The sequence below is a fragment of the Acinetobacter sp. 789_lipA genome (assembly GCF_058242845.1).
In genome coordinates this window covers 2,169,035-2,181,174 of record NZ_JBZAYS010000001.1, presented here as the reverse complement: position 1 = coordinate 2,181,174, position 12,140 = coordinate 2,169,035, and the positions used below count along the sequence as shown (strand labels likewise).

Genomic DNA, 12,140 nt, shown 5'->3' with positions numbered 1-12,140 from the left:
ATTGCAGGCTTATCTTGCCTGACAAACTGGACAATCTGTATCTTTTTCGAAAGCAAGCAAACGTTGTTTCATACTTAAACCGTCCCAAAGCAACAAGCGTTGTTTGAGTGCGGTCACATTTAAACCCAAGTATAAAAGTGCATGATGCGCTTGAAGACTAGCAATCACGTTTGGCGTGGTAGCTAAAACGCCCGAATCTGCACAGCGCAGACTTTCATTCGCATGTTCTTCTTTCGGGAACAGACATTCATAGCAAGCGGACTCTCCTTCCACCATAAACAACTGCCCTTGAAAGCCAATGGCCGATGCACTGATGAGTGGAACATTGGCCGCTTTACACTGCTGATTGACCAAATACCGTGTCGTAAAATTATCACAACCATCAAGGACTAAGTCTTGACCTGCAATTAAACGAGCTGCATTGGCTGTATCAAGTTTTACAGCATACGCATGAACTTGGATGTAGGGATTGATCTGCTTTAAACGCTGGGCCAAAACCTCTGCTTTATAAAAACCGACATTGTTTTCTACATAGGCAATCTGTCTTTGAAGATTGCTTACTTCGATGGTATCAGCATCAATCAGGGTGATTTGCCCTACGCCAGCACGTGCCAGTAACTCCGCTGTCATACAACCAATACCACCACAGCCTACGATAAGTACATTGGCCAACTTTAATTTTTCTTGTGCCTCTATATCCCATCCGTCCAATAAAATTTGGCGGCTATAGAGATGTATTTCAGCATCACTGAGTTCTAGACTTTCATCTAACTCGTCCATGATTCAGCCTTTCGCTAAAGAAAATGTTGATGGTGAATTATAACCATGAAACCAAAGTTAGCTATGCACAAATTCAATAAATGCTATGAGCTTTAGATGGCTCAACTTTTTTCATTTTTAAGTAATGGAGATTGAATCATACTAGTTGCCTAGTTAAATTTTCTTAGGCTATTTATACATCTAACTATATTTCTAGCGGTGTTCCACAAGTTACATCCCGCTATAAATGGTTAAAAGAAAAAGCCAGCCTATTTAGAACTGACTGGCTTTAATTCTAATTAGAGTTCAACAAAAAATATGATACGCGAAAATGTCATCTGCAACCTGCATGGTCTAAGCAAGATAATGTTTCTTCGATATCTTTTAATAAATCCAAGAAAAGAACAGGTTTTGCAGGTGACAATGGTTTTGCCTACTTTTGCCGAAACAAAAGTAGGGCGAGCCGCAGGCTAATGACGAAATTGGATGAAAATTCGATAAAACTCCGCCAAGATAATTTTTTTCAATCGGTTAGATCAACAATTACTGCGAATTCGACTTACCACTAAGACCCTTTTATTTTTAAATTAAATTGCAGCTTGTAAAGTTTGCATCTTTGCCACTTCTTGCTGTTTCAGCAAATTACGTTGAATTTTGCCACTCGATGTTTTCGGTAAGCTTTCAACAAACTCTATTTCTTTCGGATAAGCATGTTTAGATAAACGTGAGCGTACATAGGCTTGGAGTTTGCTATCCAACTCTTTTGATGCTTGGTACTGTGGCTTTAGCACCACAAAAGCTTTCACCACTTCAGTGCGCTCTGGATCAGGCTTACCAATCACAGCTGATTCGAGTACTTCAGCACACTCAAGCAAAGTACTTTCGACATCAAAAGGTCCAACACGATAGCCTGACGTTGTAATGACATCGTCAGCACGCCCAACAAAGTCAATACCGCCAATTTCATTGAGCTTGACCGTATCACCTGTTAAATAATACTGTCCCACAAAGGATTTACGATTATTGCCACCATAGCCTTTAAACCATGTCAGTGGTGACTGGCTAAAGTCTATAGCTAGCGTTCCAATTTCACCGCACTTCACTTCTTGGTGGTTCGCATCAAGTACAGCAAAGCGGTGTCCGGGGTTAGCAAAGCCTGCCGACCCGACTTTTTTCTCATGCTCCAGTGCATGATGGTTGGCAATCACCATGCCCAACTCAGTTTGTCCATATTGGTCATAAATGTTGACATTCAGATCATTATTAAACCAATGAATCACTTCTGGGGTTAAAGGCTCACCTGCACTACTGACGGCGCGTAAATGGGTCTTAATGGAAGGATCAAACTTTTCTTTAAAACCAAAGAACATCCGAAAAGCTGTAGGCGAACCCGTTAAGTTACTGACGCGATACTTTTTAATGACTTCAACCGCATGATCGACGCTAAATGCACGCTCATCCATAATGATGCTATGCCCCAAGCTGAGCGGGCCTGTGATTCCGTAGTACAACCCATAAGCCCAGCCCGGATCGGCTAAATTCCAAAATGAATCGTCTTCTCTTAAATCGACTGCATGTTGCATATAACCCTTAAACGCCAAAACAGCTTTTAAAGGGACAGGCACTGATTTCGCCAAACCTGTGGTGCCTGAGGTAAACATCATCAGAAAATCATCATCAAAGCTACGCAAAACAGCTTCACACTGATCGGACTGTTGTTTGACCTCTTGCCAAAAATCAGCTTCATTACTAGTTAAGTTTGTTCCCGCATTTACTGTAAGGATATGTTTGACTTCAACGTGATTTAATTTTGGACGTTGCTCTGCATTGATCACAATCAACTTGGTGTTCGCAGTTAAAACTCGATGTTCAATCGCCTTCGACTCAAAAGCAGTAAACAAAGGCTGATAAATCGCACCGATCCGCCATGTTGCTAAAATCGTAATCAGCAGTTCAGGCGTACGCGGTAACAGCCCTGCGATACAGTCCCCCACTTGAATCCCGATCTTTTTAAAATAATTTGCCAACTGTGCTGAGGCAACATCGAGCTGTTCAAAACTCCATTGCTCTGACTCACCATTTTTTCCTTCCCAGATGAGTGCTGTTTTTTGTAACCCGACATAACGCTGACAGCACTCAATATAGGCATTTATTGCATTGGGTTGGCCGACCAATTGTTCCTGAATCAGTTGCTCATAGTTAAATTCTTGGTGGGCTTGTTCTAATGTCTTCATCACGACAACCTCGTATTATCCATTTTTTTAAGGCCAAATCCACTTTGGCCGTCCATGTTCTTTATCGTTTTAAGCGTTGAACTGACCTCATTGTCAGTTCTATATTATTTGAAAACCTAGAGCAGCTCAGCTGCTCTATTTAATGACTGTACTTAACCGCTGTACCTAGATAACCATGTTTTAAATGCACCTACAATTTCCAAATCCCTCAATGAAAGTGCAGGCTTTGAACATCGACCAAGGTCTAAAACTGAGTCGACTTAAACCTTGGTGACTTCACGTGCAATGACAAGACGCTGGATATCAGATGCCCCTTCATAAATCTGGCTCACACGGACGTCCCTATAAATTCGTTCAACAGGAAAATCTGAAACATAGCCATAGCCACCATAAATTTGAATAGCATCAGAACAAACACGCTCTGCCATGGTTGAGGCAAACAGTTTGGCCATAGAGGCTTCTTTTAAACATGGCAATCCTGCATCCTTCAAAGCGGCTGCATGGAAAATTAACTGACGTGCCGCTTCAATTTGCGTCGCCATATCGGCTAAACGAAAAGCAACTGCCTGATGTTGTACAATTTCAACACCAAAGGCTTTACGGTCATTGGCATATTCAACCGCAGCATCTAAAGCGGCACGAGCCATACCCACTGATTGGGCTGCAATACCGATACGTCCCGACTCCAAATTTGAAAGCGCAATTTTATAGCCTTCGCCTTCAGCACCTAGCAAATGATCTGCCGGAATGCGGCAGTTCTCCAAAACAATGGTTGCCGTATCCGAACAGTGCTGCCCCATCTTTTCTTCTATACGAGAGACAATATAGCCTTCGGTATCGGTTGGGACTAAAAAGCAAGAAATACCTTTCTTCCCCGCAGCTTTGTCTGTGACTGCAAAAACCAAAGCGACTTGTGCATGCTTTCCTGTGGTAATAAATTGTTTGGTTCCATTCAGCACCCACTCATCGCCCTCACGAACAGCTTTACACTCCAACGCACCTGCATCTGATCCTGCTTGTGGTTCAGTGAGACAAAAGCACCCCAACCACTCACCTGTGGCAAGCTTGCTTAAATATTTCTGCTTTTGCGCATCAGTTCCATAACGCTGGGTAATGCCACACGGCAGTGAGTTTTGCACACTGACAATGGTCGAAATCGCACCGTCACCTGCTGCAATCTCCTCAAGTGCCACCACCAGTGAAATATAATCTAAGCCTGCACCACCCCACTCAGGTGAAACAGTCATACCCAAAGCACCTAACTCACCCAGCTCTTTAAGTTCTTGCGCAGGAAACTGTGCGGTTTTGTCACGTTCAGCTGCAGTTGGCTTCAGTTTTTCCTGCGAATAACTACGCAGCATATCCTGAACCATTTTTTGTTCTTCATTTAAAAGCATTAGATATCCTTTTCTATATCAATTATATTCAGTTCAAAATTTCTACTATTTACAGCATTTGGATAGATGTGACGGCGACATGGATGTCGCCTCCGAAACTGAGATACAAGGATGTATCTTCAGTTTCGAAAAGGATTTTTGTTTCTTTTGATCCTTCAAAAGAAAATGAATACGGACACAACGCTATTTTAATTCGATTAGAAATTTGTAGCTCTGTACAGATCATCATTTTCTATAAAAATCTAACTTATTTAGGCTGCATACGAATCGCGCCATCTAAACGAATCACTTCACCATTCAAATAACTATTTTCAAAAATATGCCCCACAAGCTGAGCAAACTCTTGAGGTTTTGCCAACCGCTTCGGAAATGGCACCATTTCACCCAACGCATCTTGTACATTTTGCGGCATCGCCTTCAACATTGGCGTTTCCATAATGCCTGGAGCAATGGTCATCACTCGAATTTTTTCACGTGCTAGCTCGCGTGCCAGCGGCAAAGTCATTGAGACAACCGCGCCTTTCGATGCTGCATAAGCGGTCTGGCCAATTTGTCCGTCATAGGCTGCAACTGAAGCTGTATTCACAATCACGCCACGTTCTTCTTCACCAGATTGAGGTTCATATTTCGCGATTAACTGCGCAGCAAAACGCAGCATATTAAAAGTACCTGAGACATTGATGTTTAATACTTTTTGGAATAACGCCAGCTCATGAATACCATCACGACCCAACACTTTGGCTGAAGGCGCGACACCCGCACAGTTCACCAAACCATTCAATTGTGCATATTCCACCTCGACTTCTTGGAAGAAACTTTGCACGGCGTGCTCATCCGTAACATCAAGGCTTTTAAACTGAGCATTTTCACCCAACTCACGCTGTAGCTCTTCACCTAAAGCTTGGTTCATATCTACCAAAATGACTTTCGCGCCTTGTTCAATCAAATGACGTGCTGTTGCCGCACCTAAACCCGATGCACCACCTGTAACGACAAAAACCTTCCCTTGAATCTTCATTTATTTTTCCTTGTATGATTGAATGCTACGACTTAAGAAGAAATGTAAACACAGAACCCTTTAAGTACAATTTCCAAATATTGCATCTTCCATGATGGTTTTGGACAATGCTCAAAATGCACAATAAAAATATGGAAGCCACTATGACTGCATCGGAACATGCAAACGCCCAGAAAGATTCCATTTCAATTGCTTTGGTACACGAAGCATTGTTTGAAGCTGAAAAGCAGGGATATACAGTTGCTGATATTTTAAAAAATGCAGGCATCAATAGCGAATTGTTAAGTGCGACAAAAGCACGAGTCTCAGTCAATCAATATGCACAGCTCTGGACTGAACTGGCCAATGTGATGAATGATGAGTTTTTTGGAATGGATCGCCATGCTATGCGCCGTGGCAGTTTTCAGTTTTTATCTAAAACACTGTTACACACCACCCAGCTGGACCAAGCCATTCAGCATATTTTGCAGTTTATGAATCTGGTGCTAGACGACTTTAGCAGTCAGCTCATGGTACAAGAACATTATGCCTATATTGTGATTTACGAACGACAACAGCCCAAGCGTATGTTTAGTTACGCAACTTACATCATGCTAATTCATGCCCTAATGTGTTGGCTGGTTGGGCAACGAGTGATTTTGAATCAAATTCAACTCAAATGTGATACACCTACAGATGACATCGATTACAAAGTTCGTTTTTGTGAAAATATCCAGTATCAAATGGCTGAAAACTATATTCAGTTCGATGCCAATTATTTAAAAATGCCCATAAAACAGGACAGTAAATCGTGGTATCAATTTATTCAGCAAACCCCACATATTTTATTGACCCGTTATAAAAATCCACATTCAACCAGTGCCCAAATTCGTCGCTATTTAATGCAAGAACCCCCGACCCAGTGGCTTGAACTGTCTGAAATTGCCCATCATTTCAATATGTCTGAGGCGACTATTCAGCGGCGACTGAAAAGTGAAGGTTTTAGTTATCAACAGCTCAAAAATGATATACGCCGCGATATGGCCATTGAGCTGCTCAGTAACAGCCAAGTATCATTACAAGACATTAGCACTGAACTCAATTTTCATGATCCGAGTGCTTTCCATCGTGCTTTTAAAAAGTGGACTGGGGTCAGCCCCGGCGCCTATCGTCAAAATAAGGATACTTAACTTAGGTCGATTGGTATAGGCAACTACGTGACGCCCTTGCTCTTTCCACATAACAAATAACCAACCCATACCATTCTCTCGTTAAAGTAAACCTCAACATTCTATTGTTCTGGGTTTGGTTTTGATTGGCCAAAGGAAATGTCAACAGAGCTTATAAATTAAATTGAATTTTTGATGCTCACTCATCGGAAAATCAGGGTGCTGTCGCACTTTGTCACTGACTTAAAAAAATTACCTGCCATAGTGATCTCGTCATATTGTTTTACACAATATTGAATAAAAACATCATGGAGGGAACACATGAGCACCCAACTAAATAAAAACTTAATGAAAAATATCAGATGGTTATCATTACTGCTGTGTACGCAGCAAGCGATAGCAGACTCATACATTTATGTGACCAATACTACCCCTGAAACAGTATCCGTCAATATTAATCATCATGGTACACGCACCTTAACTCAAGGGAGTCAATGGGCTCAAGAAGCCACCCAAATTGCACCTTATGAAACCAAACGTGTACTGCGTTTTAACCGTTATACTGGGGTAAAGTCAGGTCAAACCTATAATTTTGATACCGTGATTACTGGCGGTGGTTCAAGCATCACCCTGAAACAATCGATGACTGGCACTTGGTCTGGCAGTGATATTAAACACTCTGCATCTGGCAGTGATTTCTCTGCACCATGGTTTAACGATCGTAACATTCAGCGCTTCAACACCAATTATGCAGGAAAAGCAGCGCAGACTGCTTTTAAAGCTGAATACACTGGTGGCTATGACGACTTCCACTACACTATCCATCAAAATACCGTGCCAGAACCCGTTGCCAGCAGTGCCGATGAGTTTAAAGTTTTAACCTACAATATTTATGCTCTTCCTTTGGTGGCAAGTAAAATTGATTCGCGTTTAGGGCAACTGCCGCAAAACCTAAAAGGCTACGATGCGATCTTGTTCCAAGAAACCTTTGCTTCTGGTCGTACTGCCATGTTGGCCAAATTAGCGCAGGAATATCCGTACCAAACTTATATTCCAATCGGTTCAGGCTTCAATATTTATGACAGCGGCATATTGGTTGCAAGTCGCCATCCAATTGTAAAAACGGATCATTTTATTTACCCGAGCTGTACGGGGATTGACTGTTTTGCCGATAAAGGCGTGATTTATGCTGAAATTCTCAAGAATGGCAAAGCCTACCATGTGACCTCCACGCATACCGCATCGTTTGATACCGACGCGGCACGTGATATGCGCCAGTAACAATTTAAGCAAATCCGCGCTTTGGTCGATAAGCAAAATATTCCATCATTTGATGCCGTGCTCATGGGCGGTGACTTTAATGTCAACAAACTCCTGTGGCCGCAAGATTATGCGCAAATGCAAATCAACTTGAATGGTACGGTCCCAGTCAGCACAGGATATACCGAATCGACCTTCGATCCACGAGTGAATAAACTCGCAGGTGCAGGACTTACGGGTGGCTCTACCGTAGAGTATTTAGACTACGTGGTGTCATCCAATAACCACCGTCAGCCTATGCAAGCACGTAATGATGTCCGTATTCTTCGCTCGGCTGCCGCCCCCGTATTTATGACTTGGGACTTATCTGACCACTTCCCAGTAATGGGTCAATTCCAATACAACCCATAAGGAAGAATAATGAAGCGCTTTGGGCTTATCGCTTTGGTGCTGAGTGTATTGGTAATCGGTGTGGTGATATGGTTGGGCCTTGGCTCATCATATGCCACATCGGGTCAAACTCAGGCATCCTCACCGTCCCTTACAGAGACTGCTCAACCCAGCAGTTTGCAAGAGAAGCTTGCCGCTGCAAACAATGACGAGTCAAGAATGCAGCAACAACAGCAACAAGAATCCATCCAAAAAATGATTCAACACTTTCAAAAAAACCCGGGCAATATCACACAATTATTAAACCCGTTACAACAAAACTGCCCTGATACCAACTGTCAGGCATTATTAAAACAGGTATTGGACGAATATCCAGATCAACAGTTTGCTCAAACTTTAAAACAATTGATAGAACGCCTACCACTGTACGAAAAAGAAATGCAAGCTAAAACCATGTCCACACAAATGACACCGCAACAGCGTTATCAGGAGATTTGGAACTTACGTGAGCAGACTTTAGGTAAGCAAGAAACCCAACTCGGCTTTGCTGAAGAAAAAGAGTTTGCCAGCTATCAGTTTGCTTATGGTGAACTCTTGAGCCGCGCACCGCACTTGACCTTACAACAACGACTGAGTGAACTTGCGCAACTACAGCAACAATATAAAAACCCGAGCAAAAATATTGATGGTCAGAGTGGTAGTTATGATAAAGCCCTTAAATTGGCTTTAATTGGCGTCACCGACCCAATACAGCAACAAGAAATTACCCAACAAATTCGTAACAGCTACTTTTCAGGCAAAGAAGCGGCGCAGTTGGCTGAACGCGAACAACAAGTCGCTCGACAACAACAACAGATCGCCAGTTATCAATCTGAGCTTGCTGCTCTCAACCAAGAAATGAACCAGCAAAAACAAAACTTAGCTGAAAGTGCATGGCAACAGCAATATCAACTCCGTCTAGAACAACTGAGGCAAAAGCACTTTAACTAGTGGCTTAAACGTTCATCATTCTCCACACCAAACAAAGATAGCTAAAGCAAGGTGATATACCTCATGTTGCTTTAGCTGGTCCTTATAAATTGCAATTCCACGATGTTTTGAGTTCGCATCAGTGATGCGTAAAATATAGACCATTGCAATGACAATATTAATAAATTATTATAATTCAACATCTTAAATAAAAATAAAAGAACTTTTTGATTAAAACTCCACAATATTTCACATTGAATACTTCTTTTTGATCGATCCGAGTCCATTGGAACAATAGTGTAAAATTCAAATAGGAATTCTATTTAATAAATTCAAGCTTTTCACTTACTTAACAAATCCATCTTTCATTTATCGGAATCTATTTGCAAAAAGTTCCAAAATGGATTATTTTTCAACCAATTTTAAAGCATTCTTTAATGCTTATTTTCCGGCTGTACTCCCCCTGTTTAATCACCTTATTTCTTTTAAAGGTTATGACATGCTTAAAATGATTGATGTTCTCGATCAACGTCTGGTGCAAAACTTTACTCAAGCTTTGCAGTCTCCTACCCCACAATTTGAAGAGCAACTGGATCAAGGTATTCTCAATGCATCAGACCTTGAATTAAATCATGCTGTTACTGCATTTTTTAATGAAGTTAATGCGATTGAAGCTGCTCAAGCATTGGATATTAGTGCTGACCGTATTCAAGCCCTGCAGTTAGGTGCATCGTTTAAAGATGAACAATATTTAGCTGATCTAAAGAAAATTGTGACACTTTGTCTTGCACTTGAAACTGATGCTTTAGAGCAAGTTGAAGTGTTTGACAGCTTACAAGACTATCCTATGTAAGCTTGCAGCCCCCTTAAAAAAAGCGACTATTACAGTCGCTTTTTTACATTCAAAATGAATGATTTAGTTATGCAATCTTCATATAAGAAGAAATTATTCTATGCTTTTTTAAAGTTATTCTATACTTAAAAAACCGCAAAAAGCTCAATCAAGTTATTAAAATTCAGATACTTAAATTAAGATTATCTGCTTATTTCAATTTAATATTTTATTATCCATTTTTCTTTTTTTATTTTTCGCATACATAAGGTTAAAAGAACCCACAAATGAACTTATTTAAATGATGCAACATGAAAAACTTTAAACTACTGAGCACTTCACTGATTTTAGGTTTGATCGGCTCGTATGCCCATGCCGCTATTCCAGACACGCTCAAACTCGATTATGCCTACTACGCACCAACCAGCCTCGTAGTGAAAGAACAAAAGCTGTTAGAAAAAGCCTTACCTAAAACTGAAATTAAATGGGTGTTTAGCCAAGGCAGTAACCGTTCACTGGAATATTTAAATAGTGGCAGTGTAGATTTTGCTTCAACCGCAGGGCTTGCAGCCGTACTCAGTCGTGCCAACGGCAGTCCAATCAATACCGTTTATATCCAAGGCCAACCTGAATGGACCGCTTTGGTGGTTGCTAAGAACTCCCAAATTAAAAGCCTAAAAGACTTAAAAGGAAAAAAAATTGCCGCAACCAAAGGCACAGATCCATTTCTGTTTACCTTACAAGCGCTGGATACAGTGGGTCTAAATAAACGTGATGTACAACTGGTTCACTTACAACATCCGGATGGCAAAACGGCTTTAGAACGTGGTCAAGTCGATGCTTGGGCAGGCTTAGATCCATTGATGGCATCGGCACAAGTGCAATCTGGCGCAAAACTGCTGTATCGAAATATTGGGTTTAACAGTTATAGCGTGCTCAGTGTCAAAGAGTCTTTTACTCAGCAAAGTCCCGAAGCCATTGAAGCCGTGATTAAAGCTTATGAGCAAGCACGTAAATGGGCCAAAGCTAATCCAGAGAAATTGGCGGAGTTACTGGCACGCGAGTCCAAACTGCCGTTGAATGTCGCAAAATTACAACTAAGCCGTACCAACTTTGATCAAAACATTCCGTCAGCCAAACAGATTGCTGCATTACAAAAGTCTGGCGGCATTTTGAATGAAGAAGACTTAGTCCGTAAAGGCACCAATGTAAATCAAGTCGTGACTCAGTTGTTTAAGCCACAATATGCACAAAAGGTTGTAAGCAAATAATGACTAAGTCAGTCGCGAGCTCTTTCAGCCCTATTGTAGTAAAAAAAAGTTCCTCATTTCAGTTGAAATTGAAGAGTTTTCTCAAAGCGATCACCCTTCCAGTACTCTTACTGATTGCTTGTGAATATCTGGTCCGAGCAGGTTTTATTGAATCTTATTTATTGCCTGCTCCCACTAGTCTATGGCAAACCTTTCTAGATTTATGGCAGGCAGATTTATGGATGCATGTCTGGACCAGTACATGGCGGGTGTTTTTAGGATTTTTTATTGGGAGTGCTCTGGCTTTAATGTTTGCGATTTTGGTGGGACTCAATAAACAGGTTGAAGCATTTTTAGAACCCAGTTTTTCAGCGATCAAATCCATCCCGAGCTTAGCGTGGATTCCTCTACTTTTACTGTGGTTGGGAATTGATGAAGAATCGAAGATTACCCTAATTGCAATTGGCGCATTTTTTCCGACCTATACCAACACTGTCGCAGCCATTAAAGGGGTTGATCGCAAGCTCATCGAAGTCGCACAAGTCTATCGACTGAAGTACTGGCAACAAGTGCAACAGATTATTTTGCCTGCGGCATCTCCGGGAATTTTAACGGGACTGCGCAACAGTTTAAGTTTGGCATGGATGTTTATGATTGCAGCAGAACTCATTGCAGCGACACAAGGCATAGGCTACTTACTGAGTGATGGCCGAGAAACTTCACGTCCTGATATTGTGATCTTAGCGATTATTCTTTTAGCCGTGCTCGGAAAATTCAGTGATAGCATCATGAAAGCCATCGAGACTTGGCTACTCCGTTGGCGTGACGTATTTGGAACATAAGGTAGAAAAAATAAAAGCGCATCGAATGCGCTTTTATTTTG

9 protein-coding genes and 1 pseudogene are annotated in these 12,140 nt (G+C 41.5%); 6 read left to right on the top strand and 4 right to left on the bottom strand.

Features of this window, described 5'->3' with window-relative positions; translation table 11 throughout:
* Positions 1-9: 9 nt before the first annotated feature.
* The 4 genes from AC4CUZ_RS10620 to AC4CUZ_RS10605 form a co-directional block, all read right to left on the bottom strand.
* Positions 10-780: a HesA/MoeB/ThiF family protein gene (locus tag AC4CUZ_RS10620; RefSeq protein WP_078389334.1), complete on the bottom strand. Its 771-nt coding sequence runs from the start codon at positions 778-780 to the stop codon at positions 10-12.
* Positions 781-1,346: 566 nt separating this feature from the next.
* Complete coding sequence (locus AC4CUZ_RS10615; protein ID WP_078389333.1) at positions 1,347-2,993, bottom strand: AMP-binding protein; 1,647 nt, start codon at positions 2,991-2,993, stop codon at positions 1,347-1,349.
* A gap of 260 nt (positions 2,994-3,253) precedes the next feature.
* Positions 3,254-4,390, bottom strand: a complete 1,137-nt coding sequence (locus AC4CUZ_RS10610; protein ID WP_078389332.1) for an acyl-CoA dehydrogenase family protein — start codon at positions 4,388-4,390, stop codon at positions 3,254-3,256.
* A gap of 247 nt (positions 4,391-4,637) precedes the next feature.
* On the bottom strand, positions 4,638-5,408 hold the full coding sequence (locus tag AC4CUZ_RS10605; protein WP_114836743.1) for a 3-hydroxyacyl-CoA dehydrogenase: 771 nt from the start codon (positions 5,406-5,408) through the stop codon (positions 4,638-4,640).
* Positions 5,409-5,551: 143 nt separating this feature from the next.
* Here AC4CUZ_RS10605 and AC4CUZ_RS10600 point away from each other — a divergent pair, with 143 nt between their 5' ends.
* The 6 genes and pseudogenes from AC4CUZ_RS10600 to AC4CUZ_RS10575 all read left to right on the top strand — a co-directional run bounded on the left by AC4CUZ_RS10600 (position 5,552) and on the right by AC4CUZ_RS10575 (position 12,099).
* Positions 5,552-6,577: an AraC family transcriptional regulator gene (locus AC4CUZ_RS10600; protein ID WP_114836744.1), complete on the top strand. Its 1,026-nt coding sequence runs from the start codon at positions 5,552-5,554 to the stop codon at positions 6,575-6,577.
* Positions 6,578-6,904: 327 nt separating this feature from the next.
* Positions 6,905-8,227 (top strand): annotated as a pseudogene (locus AC4CUZ_RS10595) (sphingomyelin phosphodiesterase).
* A gap of 9 nt (positions 8,228-8,236) precedes the next feature.
* The gene (locus AC4CUZ_RS10590; protein WP_419381075.1) at positions 8,237-9,196 is read left to right on the top strand and encodes a lipase secretion chaperone; all 960 of its coding nucleotides are present in this window, start codon (positions 8,237-8,239) and stop codon (positions 9,194-9,196) included.
* 478 nt (positions 9,197-9,674) lie between these two features.
* A complete protein-coding gene (locus tag AC4CUZ_RS10585; RefSeq protein WP_029575052.1) occupies positions 9,675-10,028 on the top strand; it encodes a hypothetical protein in 354 nt (117 codons plus the stop codon).
* A 290-nt stretch (positions 10,029-10,318) separates the two neighbouring features.
* On the top strand, positions 10,319-11,278 hold the full coding sequence (locus AC4CUZ_RS10580) for an aliphatic sulfonate ABC transporter substrate-binding protein (RefSeq protein WP_490747574.1): 960 nt from the start codon (positions 10,319-10,321) through the stop codon (positions 11,276-11,278).
* A complete protein-coding gene (locus AC4CUZ_RS10575; protein ID WP_490747573.1) occupies positions 11,278-12,099 on the top strand; it encodes an ABC transporter permease in 822 nt (273 codons plus the stop codon). The genes AC4CUZ_RS10580 and AC4CUZ_RS10575 overlap by 1 nt, the downstream gene beginning before the upstream one ends.
* Positions 12,100-12,140: the final 41 nt, after the last annotated feature.

Bases quoted from the DNA above. Each gene is read 5' to 3' on its own strand.
- AC4CUZ_RS10620 (WP_078389334.1), bottom strand. From the start codon at position 780: ATGGACGAGTTAGATGAAAGTCTAGAACTCAGTGATGCTGAAATACAT.
- AC4CUZ_RS10615 (WP_078389333.1), bottom strand. From the start codon at position 2,993: ATGAAGACATTAGAACAAGCCCACCAAGAATTTAACTATGAGCAACTG.
- AC4CUZ_RS10610 (WP_078389332.1), bottom strand. From the start codon at position 4,390: ATGCTTTTAAATGAAGAACAAAAAATGGTTCAGGATATGCTGCGTAGT.
- AC4CUZ_RS10605 (WP_114836743.1), bottom strand. From the start codon at position 5,408: ATGAAGATTCAAGGGAAGGTTTTTGTCGTTACAGGTGGTGCATCGGGT.
- AC4CUZ_RS10600 (WP_114836744.1), top strand. From the start codon at position 5,552: ATGACTGCATCGGAACATGCAAACGCCCAGAAAGATTCCATTTCAATT.
- AC4CUZ_RS10590 (WP_419381075.1), top strand. From the start codon at position 8,237: ATGAAGCGCTTTGGGCTTATCGCTTTGGTGCTGAGTGTATTGGTAATC.
- AC4CUZ_RS10585 (WP_029575052.1), top strand. From the start codon at position 9,675: ATGCTTAAAATGATTGATGTTCTCGATCAACGTCTGGTGCAAAACTTT.
- AC4CUZ_RS10580 (WP_490747574.1), top strand. From the start codon at position 10,319: ATGAAAAACTTTAAACTACTGAGCACTTCACTGATTTTAGGTTTGATC.
- AC4CUZ_RS10575 (WP_490747573.1), top strand. From the start codon at position 11,278: ATGACTAAGTCAGTCGCGAGCTCTTTCAGCCCTATTGTAGTAAAAAAA.